Origin of the sequence: Campylobacter sp. CNRCH_2015_1657 (assembly GCF_025772685.1) — a bacterium.
GTDB lineage: Bacteria > Campylobacterota > Campylobacteria > Campylobacterales > Campylobacteraceae > Campylobacter_D > Campylobacter_D lari_D.
On record NZ_JAKMSO010000004.1, the window covers coordinates 103,444 to 122,384 of the forward strand.

Genomic DNA, 18,941 nt, shown 5'->3' on the forward strand with positions numbered 1-18,941 from the left:
CCTTTATAAAATAATTCGGAATTATATAGTGCTTTTTAAAATAAATAATTTGTTTATATTAGCTTTTTGTTAAATTATAAAATTTTTCTTGGAGAGAATTTCTTATTTCATCGTTAATTTTCTCATTGTCATTTAGATATTGTTTGTTAAGTTCTTCAAGCTCTTTTAAAAATCCAAAAAGTGTTTCTTCCCATAAAGCATTATTTCTTTTACTTAAATTCATTGTTTGGATATGATTAAGTTTTCTACTCATATCGCTTAAATTCTCTAAAAATTCATCTTTATAATTTTCATCTTGGAGTGTAAAGGTATTTTGTAAAAGATTATTTTTTATATTTCTTATCTCTTCATTAATCAGATCACAAAATTCAGGATAAATATCATTTTTAATAGGTTCAAGTAAGGCTTGTTCATCTAGTTTTAGAGTATATTTTTTTATGGCAAAAAAAAGAATTAAAAAAGCTATTGCACTGACTAAAATATAGAAAGTCATTTTGTTTTGATAATCCTTAAAAAATAAAAATGGTGCGGTTAGCGAGATTTGAACTCGCACACGCTGAGCGCACCACCCCCTCAAGATGGCGTGTCTACCAATTCCACCATAACCGCATAAGCCCCGCAAGAGGGCTTTGAAATTTTAAGCTGCTACTAATGCTTGGAATGGATTAGCATAAAGAGCGATAAGAGCAATAACAAGCGCATAAATAACTTGAGCTTCAATCATCGCTAAAGCAATAAACATAGTAGTCATTAATTTACCACCAAGACCAGGGTTTCTAGCAGTACCTGCTATAGTTGCTGCTGCAGTATTACCCATACCGATAGCTCCACCTAAAGCTGCAACACCAAGTCCTAAACCTGCTGCTAAGATAGAAAAAGAAGCTAACCATTGATTCATAGAACCTTCAGCTGCAAATGCAAAACCGCTTAAAGCTAGCATTAAAAATACGATTTTTTTCATAGTTTTTCCTTGTAAAAATTTAAATCCTTTCGGCTTGCGTATCCCTACTCGTGATTTATAAAAGCGAAATTATATACAAATATAACTTTAAAATTATTGAAATTTAAATTAATATTATATATTTTAAAATAAATTAAAGTTTTTTTTAGCTACATTAAAAGTTTTTTATAGTTTTATAAATTTAAGGTTATCTTTATGAATGAAAAATTTTCTAAAATAGGCTTTGTATTAGCGGTAGCAGGTTCAGCTGTTGGACTTGGAAATGCTTGGAAATTTCCAACTTTGGTAGGACAAAATGGAGGTTCAGCTTTTGTACTTTTATATTTGCTTTTGACTTTGGGGGTAGGGTTTGTAATATTTTTGGCTGAACTTAGCATAGGAAAACTTAGTGAAAAAGATCCTGTAAATGCCTATTATACTTTAGCTCCAAAACACAAAAGAGCTTGGTCTATAGTTGGTTTTTCTTTAATAGGTGCTATTTTGATTGTTTCTTTTTATAGCGTGATAATAGGATGGATTGTTAAGTATGCTTATTTTGGGTTTTTTCCTTTACCAAAAAGTATAGAAGAAAGTGGCGCTATTTTTGGAAATTTACTTTCTAATGATGTTTTATCTCAGTTTATATGTTTTACTTTTGTGTTTATAGTAATTTTTTATGTAGTATCAAAAGGTGTTAAAAGTGGTATAGAAAAACTCAATGTTTGGATGATGCCAAGCTTATTTACATTGCTTATTTTAATGCTTGGATATTCTTTTAGTATGGATGGTTTTTCTAAAGCAAGTGAGTTTTTGTTTTCTCCAGACTTTTCTAAGCTTAGTGTAGGAGCATTTTTAAGTGCATTAGGGCTTGCTTGTTTTTCTTTATCTATTGGAGTGGGTTCAATTATAACTTATTCTGCAAGTTTATCTGATAAAACAAATTTTATTACAAGCACTATTAACATTATCATTATTAATATTATTATTGGTATTATGATGGGACTTATTGTATTTACTTTCATATTTGAATTTAATGGAGATCCAGCTCAACAAGGTCCAGGTTTGATTTTTGTATCTTTGATGAGTTTGTTTTCAAATATTGACCCAATTGGCTTTTTACCTTTGGGAAATATTTTAGCTGTGGCTTTTTTTATAGCTTTGTTTTTTGCAGGGATTACTTCAGCAGTTTCCATGATAGAACCTTTAACCTTTTATTTAATCAATTCTTATAATTTTACAAGAAAAAAAGCTTTGATTTTTATAGCTTTCATTGTGTATTTTTTGGGAAGTTTGTGTATTTTATCAGGAATTGAGTGGAGTAAAGATTCTTTAGAATTTTTTGGAAAAAGTTTTTTTGATATATTAGATTTTATTGCTTCAAATTTAATGATGCCTTTAGGTGGATTATTTGGTGCAATCTTTGTAGGTTTTGTGCTTAAAAAAGAAGCTTTACAAACTTTATTTTATCCTTATATGAGGGGTAAATACTTTGAGTGTTGGTATTTTTTTGTAAGATATATCTCGCCTTTAGCTGTGATTTTAATCATGGCAAAACAATTATTTTTTTAAGGTTAAAAGATGAATGAAAAATTTTCTAAAATAGGCTTTGTATTAGCGGTAGCAGGTTCAGCTGTTGGACTTGGAAATGCTTGGAAATTTCCAACTTTAGTGGGTAACAATGGCGGTTCAGCTTTTGTGGTGGTATATTTACTTTTAACCTTGGGTGTGGCTTTTGTGATATTTTTGGCTGAACTTAGCATAGGAAAACTTAGTGAAAAAGATCCTGTAAATGCTTATTATACTTTAGCGCCAAAAAATAAAAAGGCATGGTCATTTGCGGGATTTTTTATGCTTGGTGCTATTATTTTAGTGTCTTTTTATAGTGTTGTTATAGGTTGGATAGCAAAATATGCTTATTTTGGGTTTTTTGAATTACCTAAAGATACAAAAGAAGCAGGCGCTATTTTTGGAAATTTACTTTCTAATGATGTTTTATCTCAATTTATATGTTTTACTTTTGTGTTTATGGTAATTTTTTATGTAGTATCAAAAGGTGTTAAAAGTGGTATAGAAAAACTCAATGTTTGGATGATGCCAAGCTTATTTATACTGCTTATTTTAATGCTTGGATATTCTTTTAGTATGGATGGTTTTTCTAAAGCAAGTGAGTTTTTATTTGTACCTGATTTTTCAAAATTAAGTGTTAATTCTATATTAGATGCACTAGGGCTTGCATTTTTTAGTATGTCTTTGGGTGTATGTGTGATTTTAACTTATGCAGCAAGTTTGCCCGATAAAACAAATTTTATAAGCAGTGCTTTAAATATTATCATTATTAATACTATCATTGGTTTGATGATGGGACTTATTGTATTTACTTTTATATTTGAATTCGGAGCCGATCCTACTCAACAAGGTCCAGGACTTATATTTATATCATTAACAACGCTTTTTGCAAAGTTAGGGTTTTTGGGAAATGTTTTAGCCATAGCCTTTTTTATAGCTTTATTTTTTGCAGGGATTACTTCGGCTATTTCTATGATAGAACCTTTTACTTTTTATCTTATAAATCGTTATCAAATTTCAAGAAAAAAAGCTTTGGTTTTTGTGGGTATGATTGTTTATTTTCTTGGAAGTTTATCTATACTTTCTTTTTATCATGTAAGTGCATCAAGTTTAAATTTCTTTGGGAAAAGTTTTTTTGATATTTTAGACTTTTTCATACAAAATTTGCTAATGCCAATTTCTGCTTTAATTACAGCATTTTTTGTGGGTTTTGTGCTTAAAAAAGAAGCTTTACAAACTTTATTTTACCCATTTATGCGTGGGATATATTTTGAAATTTGGTATATCTTTTTAAGATACATTTCTCCATTAGCGGTTATTTTAATCATGGCTAGACAGCTTTTTTTCTAAGGTGTTAAAATGAATGATAAATTTTCTAAAATAGGTTTTGTATTAGCAGTAGCAGGTGGAGCTATAGGGCTTGGAAATGCTTGGAAATTTCCAACCTTAGTAGGCCAAAATGGTGGTTTTGCTTTTGTGCTTTTGTATTTGCTTTTGACTATTAGTATAGGATTTTGTGTATTTTTGGCTGAAATTGCTATGGGAAGATTAAGTCAGAGTGATCCTGTAAATGCTTATAAAAGCTTAGCAACTAAATATGCTCAAAAATGGAAATTTGCTGGATTTTTTATGCTCGGTGGAATTTTTGTATTATCTTTTTATCTTGTTATTATGGGTTGGGTTTTAAAATACATGATAACTTCGATTTATTATCTACCTAGTAATACTCAAGAAGCAGGAGCTTTATTTGGAAATTTAATACAAAATAGTATTTTAGAAAGTAGTTTGTATTTTTTAATTGCTTTTTTTCTTACCTTGTTTGTTGTCTCAAGAGGGGTTAAAAGCGGTATAGAAAAACTTAATGTTTGGATTATGCCAAGTTTGTTTATTATGCTTGTTTTAATGCTAGTATATTGTTTTTTTCAAGATGGTTTTAAGGAAGCTTTTGTTTATTTGTTTTATCCTGATTTTACCAAGCTTAGTTTAAACTCTGTTTTAACAGCTTTAGGTCTTGCTTTTTTTACTTTATGTTTAGGTATAGGTTGTATTACCACTTATGCAGCCTCTTTAAAAGACGATACAAATTTAATTACAAGTTCGGCCATAATTGTGCTTTTAAATATCAGTATAGGTTTGATGATGGGACTTATTGTATTTACTTTTATATTTAAATTTAATGCTAATCCTGCAGAAGGAGCTGGGCTTGTATTTATATCTTTAACAACTTTATTTTCTAATTTAGGTGCTATCTTTGGACATTTTTTAGCTTTTTATTTTTTCTTAGCTTTATTTTTTGCAGGGATTACTTCAGCAGTTTCTATGATAGAACCTTTTACTTTTTATCTTGTAAATGAATATAAAATTTCAAGAAAAAAAGCTTTGGTTTTTATAGGCTTTGTAGTTTTTCTTTTGGGAATGAGTTGTATTTTATCTTTTAGTGCTAATTATGGGGCTAGCTTTAGTTTTTTTGGTTTAAGTTTTTTTGATATTTTAGATAAATTAACTTCTAATTTTATGCTCCCACTTGGAGCTATTGCAAGTGCTATTTTCGTAGGATTTTTTGTGGAAAAAATAAAAATTTACAATTTATTTTCTAAGTTTATGAGTAGAAGTATTTTTGAAGTATGGTATTTTTTACTTAGATTTGTTGCACCTATTGCGATTATTATCATTATGTTAAATCAAATTTTATAAATTTATTTTTTAAGAAAGTAGAGTTATAATTGCAAAGATGTAAAAATAAGGAAAAATTATGGCTAAAAAGTTAATTGATGTGATGGATACCACATTTAGGGATGGTTTTCAATCTGTTTATGGTGCTAGAGTTTTAATGAATGATTTTTTTCCTGCCCTAGAAGCAGCTAAAGAAGCAGATATTAAGCATTTTGAATTTGGTGGTGGAGCTAGATTCCAAAGTTTATTTTTTTATTTGAACGAAAATGCTTTTGAAATGATGGACAAATTTAGAGCCATCGTTGGAAAAGATGCAAATTTACAAACTCTTGCAAGAGGGGTTAATACCGTAGCACTTGATACAGGTAGTAAAGAAATTATCAATTTGCATGCAAAAATGTTTGCAAAACACGGCACAACTACAATAAGAAATTTTGATGCATTAAATGATGTAAATAATTTAAAATTTAGTGGAGAATGTATAGTTAAACATGGTTTAAAACATGAAATTACCATTACTTTAATGGATTTACCTCCAAAATGTAAAGGTGCGCATGATGTGCCATTTTATGAAAGAATTTTAAAAGAAGTCCTACAAGCTCAAATTCCTTTTGATAGTATTTGTTTTAAAGATGCAAGCGGAACTTCAAATCCAAATAAAATTTATGAAGTTATTAAAATGGCTAGAAAAAACCTGCCTGAAAATATGCATATAAGATTACATACGCATGAAACCGCAGGGGTAAGCATAGCATGCTATTTAGCGGCTTTAGAAGCAGGTGTTGATGGTATAGATTTAGCTGCAGCTCCTGTTAGTGGCGGTACTTCTCAACCTGATATTTTAACAATGCTTCATGCTCTAAAAGGAAGCAATTTTGATCTTGGTTTAGATGAAGAAAAAATTTTAAAATACGAAGAAGTGTTAAAAGATTGTTTAAAAGATTATTTTCTACCACCTGAAGCAACAGCGGTGAATCCTTTAATACCTTTTTCACCTATGCCGGGTGGAGCACTAACTGCTAATACACAAATGATGAGAGATAATAATATTTTAGATAAATTTCCTCAAGTTATAAAAGCTATGCAAGAAGTAGTAGAAAAAGGTGGTTATGGTACTTCTGTTACTCCTGTATCGCAGTTTTATTTCCAGCAAGCTTTTAATAATGTAATGTTTGGTCCTTGGAAAAAAATTGCAGATGGATATGGAAAAATGGTTTTAGGATATTTTGGAAAAACTCCCGTTGCTCCAGATCCTGAAGTAATTAAGCTTGCAAGCGAGCAATTAAAATTAGAACCAACTACAAAATTAGCCACAGATATTGCTGATGCTGATGAGAGCAAAAGTACAGCTTATATTAAAAACTTATTAGAAAAAGAAAATTTAGAAACAAGTGAAGAAAATATTTTTATCGTTGCAGCTTGTAAAGAAAAAGGCATAGCTTTCTTAAAAGGTGAAGCTAAGGTTAATGTTAGAAAAAATAGCAAATTAAAATCAAGTCTTATCGATGAAAATCAATTTACCGTTTCAGTTAATGGTAACAAATACCATGTAGAAGTAAGTGCAGGTTTTGATAGAGATGTTAATGTTAAAAGTGCTGTAAAAGTAAGTGCAGATAATGCAAAAGTTGCAAAAACTCAAGTAAATGATAATGCTATTGTTGCAAGTATGAATGCAAATGTATTTAAAATTTTAGTTAAAGAAAATGATAGTGTAAAGGCAGGTCAAGTTGTAGCTGTACTTGAAGCTATGAAAATGGAAATCGAGGTTAATGCAAGTAAAGATGGAGAAATTGCAGAGCTTTTAGTAAATGCTGGTGAGAGCGTAAGTGAAGGTCAAGCTTTAATGACTTATAAATAAGGAGGTAAAGATGAAAGGTTTAGAAAATTTAGGCTTAGAAAATATCGGACAAGTTTTTCACAATCTTAGCTATGATGAGCTTTTAAAGCACGAAAAAAACAACAATGAAGGTGTATGTACTAAAAATGGTACCTTTAGTGTAGATACAGGGATTTTTACTGGAAGAAGTCCTAAAGATAAATATTTTGTAAAACAAGATCCTTCGCAAAAATACATTGCTTGGGGTAAGATTAATCAGCCTATTAGTGAGGAATTATTTGAAAAGCTTTTAGCAAAAGCTAAAAAACAACTTAGTAATAGTGATATTTATATCCAAGATGCATATTGTGGAGCTTCGTTAAAAAGTCGTAAAGCTGTGCGTTTTGTAACTCAAATTGCATGGCAAGCACATTTTGTAAAAAATATGTTTATTCGTCCAAAAGAAGAAGAACTTAGTGAGTTTAAACCTGATTTTGTGGTGTATAATGCTTGCAAATGTATTAATGAAGATTATAAAAAAGATGGTTTAAATTCAGAGGTTTTTGTCATTTTTAACATAGAAAAAAATATAGCAGTAATTGGTGGAACTTGGTATGGTGGAGAGATGAAAAAAGGAATTTTTTCTATGATGAATTATTGGCTTCCACTAGAAAATAAACTTTCTATGCATTGTAGTGCTAATGTTGGAGAAAAAGGTGATGTAGCGCTTTTCTTTGGGCTTAGTGGTACAGGTAAAACTACTCTTTCAACTGATCCAAAAAGAAAATTAATAGGCGATGATGAGCATGGTTGGGATGATGAGGGTGTGTTTAATTTTGAAGGAGGTTGTTATGCAAAATGTATTAACCTTGATCCTCAAAGTGAACCAGAAATTTATGGAGCTATAAAGCAAAATGCACTTTTAGAAAATGTAGTTTTAAAAGATGATTTAAGCGTTGATTTCAATGATGGTTCTAAAACTGAAAATACTAGAGTTTCTTATCCGATAGAGCATATTTTAAATCACGAGCCAAGCCTTAGTGCAGGTCATCCTAGTAATATCATTTTCCTTTCAGCGGATGCTTTTGGTGTTTTACCTCCGGTTAGTAAGCTTAGTAAAGAACAAGCAATGTATTATTTTCTAAGTGGTTATACTGCTAAAGTAGCAGGTACTGAAAGAGGCATTACTGAGCCTGTTGCGACTTTTTCAGCTTGTTTTGGAGAAGTGTTTTTGCCATTACACCCAACTGTTTATGCAAAACTTTTGGGCGAAAAAATCAGCAAGCATAATGTAAATGTTTATCTGGTAAATACCGGTTGGAGCGGTGGAGCTTATGGTGTAGGTAAAAGAATGAGTATTAAAGCTACTAGAGCTTGCATTAATGCGATTTTAGATGGTAGTATACAAAATTGTGAGTTTGAAAACTATGATTTATTTAATCTTGCAGTTCCAAAAGAATTAGCGGGTGTAGAAAGTAAGTTATTAAACCCTGTTAATACTTGGGAGGATAAAAAAGCTTATGAAGAAACTAAATTAAAGCTTGCAAAAATGTTTATAGAAAATTTCAAACGCTATGAAGATGTAAAAGAAGGAGCAGAATTTAAACTAGCTGGTCCTGCTATCTAAAAAGAGTTAAGCTCTTTTTAGAATAAAGATTGAGGATTGATTTGGGTTTCTTTATTTTTTGGAAGCTCAAATCCACCTAACATATGAAAATGCAAATGAAAAACTTCTTGTCCGCTATTTTTTCCACAATTTGTGATTAATCTATACCCGCTTTTATCTAGTCCTAAAAGAGTAGCTAGTTCTTGGATAAATTGTGTCATTTCACTCATTAATTCAGGTCTTAATTCTTGAAAGTTTTCAAAATGTTCTTTTGGAATGATTAAAATATGAATAGGTGCTTTAGGATTGATATCATGAAAAGCTAAAAATTTTTCACTTTCTAAAACTTTATTAGCAGGGATTTTTCCTTCTACGATTAGTTCAAATACGGTTTTTTCTCTCATTTAGTAATCCTTTTTTTGTTATTTTTTGCTAATTTTAAATAATTTTACATTAGAATGTTTAAAAAAAATTTAGTTGGAGCTAAAATTGCAAGATATGATAGAAAAAATTGCTTCTGTAAATACTTTAGCAGAGCTTGAAAATATAAAAGTAAGTGTTTTAGGAAAAAAAGGTATTTTGACTTTAGAATTTGCAAAGTTAAAAGATTTGCAAGGTGAAGAAAAAAAAGAATTTGCCAATGGTTTAAATAAAACAAGAGATGAATTTAATGAGGCTTATCAAATAAAATTAAAAGAATTAGAAGAAAAAGCTTTAAATGAAAAAATGAAACAAGATGTGCAAGATTTTAGCTTTTTTGATGAAACTTCAAATGCAGGTGCTTTGCACCCAATCATGCAAACTATGGATAAAATTATAGAATATTTTACAGCTTTAAATTTCAGTATAGAAAAAGGGCCTTTGATCGAGGATGATTTTCATAATTTTGAAGCATTAAATTTACCACAAAATCATCCTGCAAGAGATATGCAAGATACTTTTTATTTTGAAGATAAAACCTTGCTTAGATCTCAAACTTCTCCAGTTCAAATTAGAACTATGCTATCTCAAAAACCACCTATTAGAATGATAGCACCAGGTGCAGTTTTTAGAAGAGATTTTGATATTACTCATACCCCTATGTTTCATCAAGTAGAAGGACTTGTGGTAGAAGAAGGCGATAAGGTAAATTTTGCAAATTTAAAAGATATGCTAGAGCATTTTTTAAAACATATGTTTGGCGATGTAAAAGTGCGTTTTAGACCTAGCTTTTTTCCTTTTACAGAGCCATCTGCTGAAGTAGATATTTCTTGTGTGTTTTGTAAAGGTTGTGGATGTAGGGTTTGTAAGCAAACAGGATGGCTTGAAGTTTTAGGATGTGGCGTTGTTGATCCTAATGTTTATAAATTTGTTGGTTATAAAAATGTAAGTGGCTATGCTTTTGGTTTGGGTGTGGAGCGTTTTGCTATGCTTTTACATAAAATTCCTGATTTGCGTTCTATGTTTGAAGGTGATTTAAGATTATTGGAGCAATTTAGATGATTATTAGTAGAAATTGGTTAAATGAATGGATTGATTTAAGTGAAATATCAACACAAACTATAGTAAATACTTTAAATTCCATAGGATTAGAGGTTGATAGTTTCAAAAGTGTTAAAGCTCCCCAAAAAGTTGTAATAGGTAAGGTTTTAGAAAAAGTTAAACATGAAAATTCAGATAAATTGAATATTTGTAAAGTAGATGTTGGGAATGAAATCTTACAAATTGTTTGTGGTGCAAAAAATGTTGATAAAGATCAATTTGTAGCCGTATCTTTAGTAGGTACAGTGCTTCCTAGCGGACTTGAGATAAAACCTGCCAAACTTAGAGGGGTTGAATCTATGGGTATGATTTGCTCTTCTAGTGAGCTTGGTTTTGGAAAAAGTAATGAAGGCATTATGGTTTTAGATGAAAGTATGGGAGAGTTAGTTTTAGGAAAAGCTCTTAATGAATATGATTTGTTTAATGATGAATTAATTGAAATAGAACTTACTCCAAATCGCGGGGATTGCTTGAGTTTATATGGTGTTGCTAGAGATTTAAGTGCAGCACTTGATTTAAATTTAAAAGAATTAAATCCTTTAAAAGAAGGTGAAAATAGCGTAGGTATAGGAAGAATACTAAGTGTTAAAAATCAAAGTGATGTTGAAGGATTTTTTGCTTATAAGGCACTAGAGATTAAAGAAGAATTTAAGTTAAATATCACGATACAAATTCGTCTTGCTTTGATTGAAGCATATAAAAATAACAACATAGAAAATCTTTTAACTTATGCAACTCATGCAAGTGGAGTGATTTTTTGTGCTTATGATTTTCATAAGCTTTGTCAAGATTGTCAAATTGATGAAAAGATTGTTTTAGAGATTAAAACTCAAGAGCATGGAGAGTATGGGGTTTATTATAAAGATGAGTTGATTGCTTTAGCAGGTATAGAGCAAGAAGATAAATTTAAAATTAATGATGAGAGTAAAATCATCATTATAGAAGCAAGCTATACTCATCCTCAAACTATAGCAAATGCAATAGCCTTTTATAAAAAGAAAAATGATACTATATATCGTTCTTTAAGAGGTAGTGAGCCTAAGCTTTCTTTGGGAATGGAGTATTTATTTAATGAGTGCTTAAAAATTAGTGCAATGAGTGTTTTTTCAGGAAGCCAACAAGTTTTTAAAGAAAATGAAGCAAATATTATTGGGATTTTTGGTACAGAGGTTGATAAAATCATTGGTATGCCTATAGATAAAAATAATTTAGTCAAAATTCTTAGAAAACTAGGCTTTGAAATAAGTGTGGTAAATGATGAACAATTTAATATTAAAATTCCACTTCACCGTAGTGATATAGTAAATATAGCTGATATTAGTGAAGAAATAGTAAGAATTATCGGTATTGATAATATCCCATCAAAAGCTTTAGAATTTAGAGAAAAAAATCGTTTAAATCAAGTATATTTTGATTATCAAGAGCTTAAAAATTTAAGATTAAAAGCAAGCAACAATGGATATTTTGAAAGTGTGCATTATGTTTTGGATAATGAAGAAGAATTAAGTCAGCTAGGATTTAAATGTATTAAAAACAAACTCATTAATCCTATTACTAACGAACTTAATACTTTAAGAAGTACTTTGATAAATCATCTTTTAAATGCAGTAAGCTTTAATCTAAGAAATTCAAAAAAGAAAATTAAACTTTTTGAGTGTGGTAGTGTTTTTGATGAGTTTTCAAATGAGCATGCTAAATTTGCAATGATCTTTAGTGGTTATAAAGAAGAAGCTAAAATCACAAATAAGGCCAAGCCTGTTTTAGTGGATTTTTATACCTTTTTAGCAGAATTAAAAAGCATTATAGGTGAGTTTAGTTTACAAAAATCAGAATATGCATTTTTAAGTCCATATGAACAAGCAAATGTATATAAAAACGGCAAGCGTATAGGTTTTGTAGGTAGAGTGCATTTAAGTATAGAAAATGAAAGGGATTTGGTTAAAACTTATATTTGTGAGCTTGATTTGGAAGGCTTAAAACAAGACTTTAAAACCGCTAAAGCATATTCTAAATTTCCATCTATGAGCAGGGATTTAAGTATAGTTATACCTAAGGGTTTTGAATATGAAAAAATCAAACACACTATTGCTAAATTAAATATCGAAAGATTAGAAAGCTTTAGAGTGGTAGATTTATATACAGATGAGAATTTAGGCGATTTTTATAGCTTGACTATTAATTTGGTATTTAGAGATTTTGAAAAAACCTTAGAAGATAATATTATCCTTGAGTATATTGATAAAATTATCAAAGCTTTAGATGATGAGCATGGTTTAAAACTTCGATGAAGATAGGTCCTATTGATTCTTTTAAAGTAGAGCTTGAAGATATAGCTTCTGATAAGTCTATATCTCATCGCTTTGCTATTTTTTCTTTGCTTACTCAAGGAACTTGTAAGATTAAAAATTATCTAAAAGCACAAGACACTTTACATACTTTAGCAATCATTCAAGCTTTAGGAGCTGAAGTTGAAGAAATTGATGGATTAATTTATATTAAAGCTCCAAAATATATAAAATCTCCAAATTGCGTTTTAGATTGTGGAAATTCAGGTACAGCTATGAGACTTTTAATAGGTTTTTTAAGTGCTATTGAAGATGAATTTTTTGTTCTTAGTGGAGATTGTTATTTAAATGCTAGGCCAATGAAGCGAGTGAGTGGGCCTTTGATGAGTTTAGGAGCTAAGATTTTTGGAAGAGCTAATGCAAATTTAGCGCCTATTTGCATACAAGGGGCTAAGTTAGATGGTTTTGACTTTAGTAGTAATATTGCTTCAGCTCAAGTAAAATCAGCTTTAATTTTAGCAGCTTTATTTGCCAAAAAAGAAAGTTATTTTAAAGAAGTTGAGCTTTCAAGAGATCATAGTGAGATTATGCTTAATAAAATGGGAGCTTGCATTGAGTATTTAAATGAGGATAAAACTTTTATCAAAATCAATCCTTTAAAAGAAAAATTAAAAGCATTTGAAGTATGTGTACCAAATGATCCATCATCAGCCTTTTACTTTGCCTTAGCTGCTTGTATTTTACCTCATTCAAAAGTAGTCTTAAAAAATGTTTTGTTAAATAAAACACGCATTGAAGCCTTTAAAATTTTAGAAAAAATGGGTGCAAAGATCACTTATAATATTACTAATGAAGATTTTGAAAGTATTGGAGAAATTTGTGTTGAAAGTACGCCTTTAAAGGCGGTAAATGTGAGTGAAAATATCGCATGGTTGATTGATGAAATTCCAGCTTTGGCTATAGCTTTTGCTTGTGCAAAAGGAAAAAGCATTATAAAAAATGCTAAAGAATTGCGCGTAAAAGAAAGTGATAGAATCAAATCAATTGTATTAAATTTGCAAAAATGTGGCATAAAAGTAAAAGAATTTGAAGATGGCTTTGAAGTAGAAGGCGGCGAAGTTAAAAATGCTAAAATAGAAAGCTTTGGAGATCATAGAATTGCGATGAGTTTTTTAATTTTAGGTTTAAGATGTGGAATGGAAGTAGATGATAGTGAATGCATCAAAACTTCTTTTCCAAATTTTATTGAGATTTTAAAGCAAATAGGAGCTAAGATTGGAGATTGAATTAGCAAAAAGTTATGGATTTTGTTTTGGAGTAAAAAGAGCTATTAAAAAAGCCGAGCAGATTAAAGATGCAGCTACTATAGGACCTTTAATTCATAATAATGAAGAAATCACAAGACTTTGGAAAAATTATAATGTTAAAACATTAAATGATATCAATGAATTAAGCACAGAAAAAAAAGCCATCATTAGAACCCATGGTATTACAAAGCAAGATTTAGAAAAATTAAAGCAAAAAGATATAGAAATTTTTGATGCTACATGTCCTTTTGTGACTAAACCTCAAAAAATTTGTGAACAAATGAGCAATGAAGGTTATGAAGTTGTTATTTTTGGGGATGAAAATCATCCTGAAGTAAAAGGGGTTAGAAGTTATGTAAGTACTAAAGCTTATGTAGTGCTTGATGAAAAAGAATTGCTTGATATTAAATTGCCTTCTAAAATTGCAGTAGTATCACAAACTACAAAAAAGATAGAAAAATTTATGGAGATTGTGAATTTTTTAATGCTTAGAGTTAAGGAAGTGCGTGTTTTTAATACAATATGTGATGCGACTTTTAAAAATCAAGAAGCAATCAATGAACTTGCTAAAAAAAGTGATGTAATGATAATAGTTGGAGGGAAGAACTCAGCCAATACTAAACAGCTTTTTTTGATAGCAAAAAACTATTGTGAAGATAGTTATTTAATCGAAAATGAAAAAGAAATTCAGAAAGAATGGTTTAGCAGTAAAGAAAAATGTGGCATTAGTGCGGGTGCTTCTACACCTGATTGGGTGATTGATTTGGTTTTGGAAAAAATCAAAGAATACGCCAAAATTAACTAAGTTTAAAGAAAACAATACTATAATCAACAATTAAAATTTAAAACAAAGGACCACAATGAGCGAGGTGAACAAAAAAGTTCAAAACAGACTAGAGGATATTATCATAGAAGAAGATTTTGAGCAAATGCTTGAAGAATCTTTTAAGTCTGATGAGGAGGCAACTACACAGGGTATAATTGTCGCGATTAAAGGCGATGAGGTATTTGTAAATGTAGGACAAAAATCAGAAGGTATTTTAGCAATAGAAGAAATTCAAAACGAAAAAGGCGAATTTATCTTCAAAGAAGGTGATACATTAGAAGTTGCTATAGTAGGTTCTCGCGGTGGCAGATCTTTACTTTCTCATAAAAAAGCTTTAAGAAAACAAAAAGTTAAAGAATTTATTAACAATTATAAAGATGATGAAAGTATATTTGATGTAAAAATCATTGGTAAAAATAGAGGTGGCTTTGTAGCTGTGGATGAAGATGGAGTGGAGTTTTTCCTACCAAAATCACAAAGCAGTTTTAAAGATTCAAACAATATTATCAATAAAACTTTTAAAGTTAAAATTATAAAAATAGATAAAGAAGCTCAGAGTATAGTAGTTTCTAGAAAAAAAATAGTAGATGAGGAAAGAAAAAAACGCAAAGAAATTATTTCAAATGTATTAAATCAAGAAGAAATTATAGAAGGTGTTGTTAAAAAAATCACTACTTACGGTATGTTTGTTGATGTAGGTGGTGTTGATGGTTTAGTTCATTATAGCGAAATTTCTTATAAAGGACCAGTAAATCCTAGTTTGTTGTATAATGAAGGTGATAAAGTTCCTGTAAAAGTGATTAAATATGATAAAGATAAAAAACATCTTTCTTTATCTATAAAACTTGCCATGCCTGATCCTTGGGATGAAATTAAAGATGGTTTAGAAGTTGGCGATACTATTAAAGTTACGGTTTCAAATATAGAACCATATGGTGCTTTTGTAGATTTAGGAAATGATATAGAAGGATTTTTACATATAAGTGAAATTTCTTGGGATAAAAATGCTAAAAATCCAAAAGACTATATTAACGAAGGTCAAGAGCTTGATGTGGAAGTGATTGAAATTAATGCTAAAGAAAGAAGACTTAGAGTTTCTTTAAAAAATTTATTAGCAAAACCTTTTGATGAGTTTTTAAAATCATATAAAGTAGGTGATGTGCTAAAAGGCAGCGTTACTTCTGTGACTAATTTTGGCGCCTTTATAAAAATTGCTAATTTGGAAGGTTTATTGCATAATGAAGATGCTTCTTGGAATAGAAGTGATAAATGTAAAGATATGTATAAAGTTGGTGATGTTGTAGAAGTTAAAATCATTAAACTAGATAAAGAAAATCAAAAAATTTCTTTAAGTACTAAAGAATTACAAAAAAGTCCTGTTCAAGTTTATGCTCAAAAACACCAAGTAAATGATGTTATATCTGGTAAAATTAGAGATATTAAAGATTTTGGAGTTTTTGTAGAGCTTGAAGAAGGCGTTGATGCGCTTATTCATAAAGAGGATTTAGGTAATATTGATTTTTCAAGTTTAAAAGTAGGTGATACAATAGAAGCTTTGATTGTTTTCATTGATGAAAAGAAAAATAGAATTCGTTTAAGCGTAAAAAGCCTTGCAAGAATGAAAGAAAGAGAAGCGTTAAATGAAATCAATGATAATGACAAAGTAACTTTAGGTGATATTATCAAAGATCAACTTTTATAATAAAAAATGAAAAAATATACCCTTTATGGTATTTTAGGTTTTTTAAGCCTAATTTTATTTATTGCTTTTATTTTTATGGTGAGATATGTAGATATTGGGAATTTACCTATCTCACAAAATGTTAAATATTCTTTTGATGAAATAAAAAAAGAGTTGCCACAAACTTGGCAAGATAAACTTTCAAATATTAAAATCAATGATTTTTCTCCAGCAGCAAATGAATTTTATATGAGTTTTAATATGGATGATTCTGTAGTAAAGCCAAAACAAAAATTTTATATGCTCGATGTAAATAAAAATGATGTTTATTCTATGTTTTGTTTAAAGCAAACTCTGCATTCTTTTTTTATCAAATACACTTTAACACAGAGTAAAGATGAAGTGGCAATTTATTTAGATACAAATAATGAAAAAGTATTAAATACACTGATCGACAAATTAAAAATTTATAATATAAATGCAAAATTAAAGGAGGTTTGGTTATGAAAAAAATTATTGTATGTGATGCGATATTAGACAAAGGCGTAGAACTTTTAAGAAGAGCTGATGATGTTGAGCTTATCGAAGCAGCACATTTACCTAAAGATGAACTTTTAACAAAATTAAATGATGTAGATGTTGCTATTACTAGAAGTTCAACGGATGTGGATTTGAAATTTATCAATGCATGTTCTAATTTAAAAGCTTTAGTTAGAGCAGGCGTTGGGGTTGATAATGTTGATATAGATGAATGCTCTAAAAAAGGTATTATAGTAATGAATGTACCAACGGCTAATACCATAGCAGCAGTTGAGCTTACTATGAATCATTTATTATGCTCTGCAAGATCTTTTGTAAATGCTCATAATTTTTTAAAAATACAAAGAAAATGGGAAAGAGAAAAGTGGTATGGTGTTGAACTTATGAATAAAACTTTAGGAGTTATAGGTTTTGGCAATATAGGTTCAAGAGTAGCTGTACGCGCAAAAGCTTTTGGTATGAAAGTTATAGCTTATGATCCTTATGTGGTAGCTTCTAAAATGACTGATTTGGGTATAGAGTGTGTGAATTCTTTAGATGTAATCTTAACTCAAAGTGATTTTATTACCATACATACGCCAAAAACAAAAGAAACAACAGATATGATTTCTTTTGAAGAAATTTCTAAAATGAAAGATGGGGTAAGATTGATAAATTGTGCCAGAGGTGGTCTTTATAATGAAGATGCATTGTGCGAGGGGTTAAAAAGTGGTAAAATAACTTGGCTTGGTATCGATGTGTTTAATAAAGAACCAGCAACTAATCATCCGTTTTTAGACTTTGAAAATGTTTCTGTTACTTCTCATCTTGGTGCAAACACTTTAGAAAGTCAAGAAAATATCGCTATCCAAGCATGCGAGCAAGCTTTAAATGCTGCAAGAGGAATTTCTTATCCTAATGCTTTAAATTTACCGATTAAAACTGAAGATTTACCAAGTTTTGTAGCACCTTATATTGAGCTTATTTCCAAAATGGGCTTTTTGGCTGCTCAGCTTGATAAAACTCCTATTAAGGCTATTAAACTTGAGAGCGAAGGACAAATTAGCGAGTATAATGAGTCTTTACTAACTTTTGCAACAGTGAGTGTTTTAAGAGGAATTTTAGGTGAGAATATTAATTATATTAACGCACATTTTGTAGCTAAAGATAAGGGCGTAGAACTTTCTTCTTGTATTCTACCAAGTAGTGGTTATAGTAATAAAATCACTATAAAAGTAATTACAGATAATTCTAACCTTTCTATCTCAGGAACTATTTTTGGTGAAAATGAACAAAGAATAGTAGAATTAAATGGTTTTGATGTAGATTTTAAACCAAAAGGGAAAATGATAATTTTAAACAATAATGACATACCAGGAGTTATTGCTAATGTTAGCGGAATTTTAGCCAAAAATAATGTCAATATAGCTGATTTTAGACTTGGTAGAAATGGCTTTGGAAAAGCTTTGGCTGTAATTTTGCTTGATACAAAAATTTCAAAAGCTTTGCTTGAGGAATTAAGAGCTATTGATGCTTGTATTTTTGCAGAATATGCAGAAATTTAAGGCTTTTTATAAGCCTTAATTGTTACAATTATTTTTTAATTTTAAAATTAAGGAAAATATATGGCTTCTTATGGAATGGGAGATTTAAAAAAAGGTTTAAAAATAGAAATTGATGGTATTCCTTTTAAAATCGTAGAATATCAACATGTAAAACCAGGAAAAGGTCCTGCTTTTGTTCGTATTAAAATTAAATCTTTTATCGATGGTAAGGTTTTAGAAAAAACTTTCCATGCAGGGGATAAATGTGAATCTCCAAATTTAGAAGAAAAACAAATGCAATATCTATACGATGATGGTGAAAATTGTCAATTTATGGATACTCAAACTTATGAGCAAGTTGCAATTAGTGATGAAGATGTGGGTGAAGCTAAAAAATGGATGCTTGATGGAACTATGGTAGATGTTTTATTTCACAATGGAAAAGCAATTGGTGTGGAAGTGCCTCAAGTAATGGAACTTAAAATTATTGAAACAGCGCCGAATTTCAAAGGCGATACTCAAGGCTCAAATAAAAAACCAGCTACTTTAGAAACAGGTGCGGTAGTACAAATTCCTTTCCATGTATTAGAAGGGGAAGTAATCCGCGTTGATACTGTGCGTGGAGAGTATATAGAAAGAGCAAATAAATAATCCCTT

16 protein-coding genes and 1 tRNA gene are annotated in these 18,941 nt (G+C 29.9%); 13 read left to right on the top strand and 4 right to left on the bottom strand.

Going from position 1 to position 18,941, the window contains the following annotated elements:
* Positions 1-58: 58 nt before the first annotated feature.
* The 3 genes from L8X27_RS04300 to L8X27_RS04310 form a co-directional block, all read right to left on the bottom strand.
* On the bottom strand, positions 59-493 hold the full coding sequence (locus L8X27_RS04300) for a hypothetical protein (RefSeq protein WP_220566681.1): 435 nt from the start codon (positions 491-493) through the stop codon (positions 59-61).
* Between the two features lie 30 nt (positions 494-523).
* Positions 524-609, bottom strand: a tRNA-Leu gene (locus L8X27_RS04305).
* A gap of 28 nt (positions 610-637) precedes the next feature.
* The gene (locus L8X27_RS04310; RefSeq protein WP_012661906.1) at positions 638-961 is read right to left on the bottom strand and encodes a F0F1 ATP synthase subunit C; all 324 of its coding nucleotides are present in this window, start codon (positions 959-961) and stop codon (positions 638-640) included.
* 195 nt (positions 962-1,156) lie between these two features.
* Between L8X27_RS04310 and L8X27_RS04315 the strand changes: the two genes are divergently transcribed.
* The 5 genes from L8X27_RS04315 to pckA are packed head-to-tail and all read left to right on the top strand — an operon-like array spanning position 1,157 to position 8,622.
* Positions 1,157-2,509 (top strand): sodium-dependent transporter, encoded by a 1,353-nt coding sequence (locus L8X27_RS04315; RefSeq protein WP_263661209.1) that lies wholly within the window; start codon positions 1,157-1,159, stop codon positions 2,507-2,509.
* 9 nt (positions 2,510-2,518) lie between these two features.
* Entirely contained in the window at positions 2,519-3,856 is a 1,338-nt protein-coding gene (locus L8X27_RS04320) for a sodium-dependent transporter (RefSeq protein WP_263659755.1), read from the top strand.
* Between the two features lie 9 nt (positions 3,857-3,865).
* A complete protein-coding gene (locus L8X27_RS04325; protein WP_133319885.1) occupies positions 3,866-5,200 on the top strand; it encodes a sodium-dependent transporter in 1,335 nt (444 codons plus the stop codon).
* Positions 5,201-5,258: 58 nt separating this feature from the next.
* Complete coding sequence (locus L8X27_RS04330; protein WP_263671175.1) at positions 5,259-7,037, top strand: biotin/lipoyl-containing protein; 1,779 nt, start codon at positions 5,259-5,261, stop codon at positions 7,035-7,037.
* A gap of 10 nt (positions 7,038-7,047) precedes the next feature.
* A complete protein-coding gene (gene pckA, locus L8X27_RS04335; protein WP_263659753.1) occupies positions 7,048-8,622 on the top strand; it encodes a phosphoenolpyruvate carboxykinase (ATP) in 1,575 nt (524 codons plus the stop codon).
* A gap of 17 nt (positions 8,623-8,639) precedes the next feature.
* Here the strand turns inward: pckA and L8X27_RS04340 are convergent, their stop codons facing one another.
* Positions 8,640-9,005, bottom strand: coding sequence for a histidine triad nucleotide-binding protein (locus L8X27_RS04340; RefSeq protein WP_220566684.1), 366 nt, complete (start codon positions 9,003-9,005; stop codon positions 8,640-8,642).
* A gap of 85 nt (positions 9,006-9,090) precedes the next feature.
* On the opposite strand from L8X27_RS04340, the gene pheS reads away from it, so the two are divergent.
* Genes pheS through efp form a run of 8 tightly spaced genes read left to right on the top strand, consistent with a single transcriptional unit; the run spans position 9,091 to position 18,935 of the window.
* Entirely contained in the window at positions 9,091-10,083 is a 993-nt protein-coding gene (gene pheS / locus L8X27_RS04345; RefSeq protein ID WP_087699975.1) for a phenylalanine--tRNA ligase subunit alpha, read from the top strand.
* A complete protein-coding gene (pheT, locus tag L8X27_RS04350; RefSeq protein WP_263681080.1) occupies positions 10,080-12,410 on the top strand; it encodes a phenylalanine--tRNA ligase subunit beta in 2,331 nt (776 codons plus the stop codon). The genes pheS and pheT overlap by 4 nt, the downstream gene beginning before the upstream one ends.
* On the top strand, positions 12,407-13,693 hold the full coding sequence (aroA, locus tag L8X27_RS04355) for a 3-phosphoshikimate 1-carboxyvinyltransferase (RefSeq protein WP_263671177.1): 1,287 nt from the start codon (positions 12,407-12,409) through the stop codon (positions 13,691-13,693). The genes pheT and aroA overlap by 4 nt, the downstream gene beginning before the upstream one ends.
* Positions 13,683-14,519, top strand: coding sequence for a 4-hydroxy-3-methylbut-2-enyl diphosphate reductase (locus L8X27_RS04360; protein WP_263671178.1), 837 nt, complete (start codon positions 13,683-13,685; stop codon positions 14,517-14,519). Before aroA ends, L8X27_RS04360 begins: the two co-directional genes overlap by 11 nt.
* Positions 14,520-14,574: 55 nt before the next feature.
* Complete coding sequence (locus tag L8X27_RS04365; protein WP_263671179.1) at positions 14,575-16,242, top strand: 30S ribosomal protein S1; 1,668 nt, start codon at positions 14,575-14,577, stop codon at positions 16,240-16,242.
* A gap of 6 nt (positions 16,243-16,248) precedes the next feature.
* On the top strand, positions 16,249-16,728 hold the full coding sequence (locus L8X27_RS04370; RefSeq protein ID WP_133319893.1) for a hypothetical protein: 480 nt from the start codon (positions 16,249-16,251) through the stop codon (positions 16,726-16,728).
* The gene (gene serA, locus L8X27_RS04375) at positions 16,725-18,305 is read left to right on the top strand and encodes a phosphoglycerate dehydrogenase (RefSeq protein ID WP_263681081.1); all 1,581 of its coding nucleotides are present in this window, start codon (positions 16,725-16,727) and stop codon (positions 18,303-18,305) included. The genes L8X27_RS04370 and serA overlap by 4 nt, the downstream gene beginning before the upstream one ends.
* Before the next feature lie 60 nt (positions 18,306-18,365).
* Complete coding sequence (efp, locus tag L8X27_RS04380; protein WP_039618934.1) at positions 18,366-18,935, top strand: elongation factor P; 570 nt, start codon at positions 18,366-18,368, stop codon at positions 18,933-18,935.
* Positions 18,936-18,941: the final 6 nt, after the last annotated feature.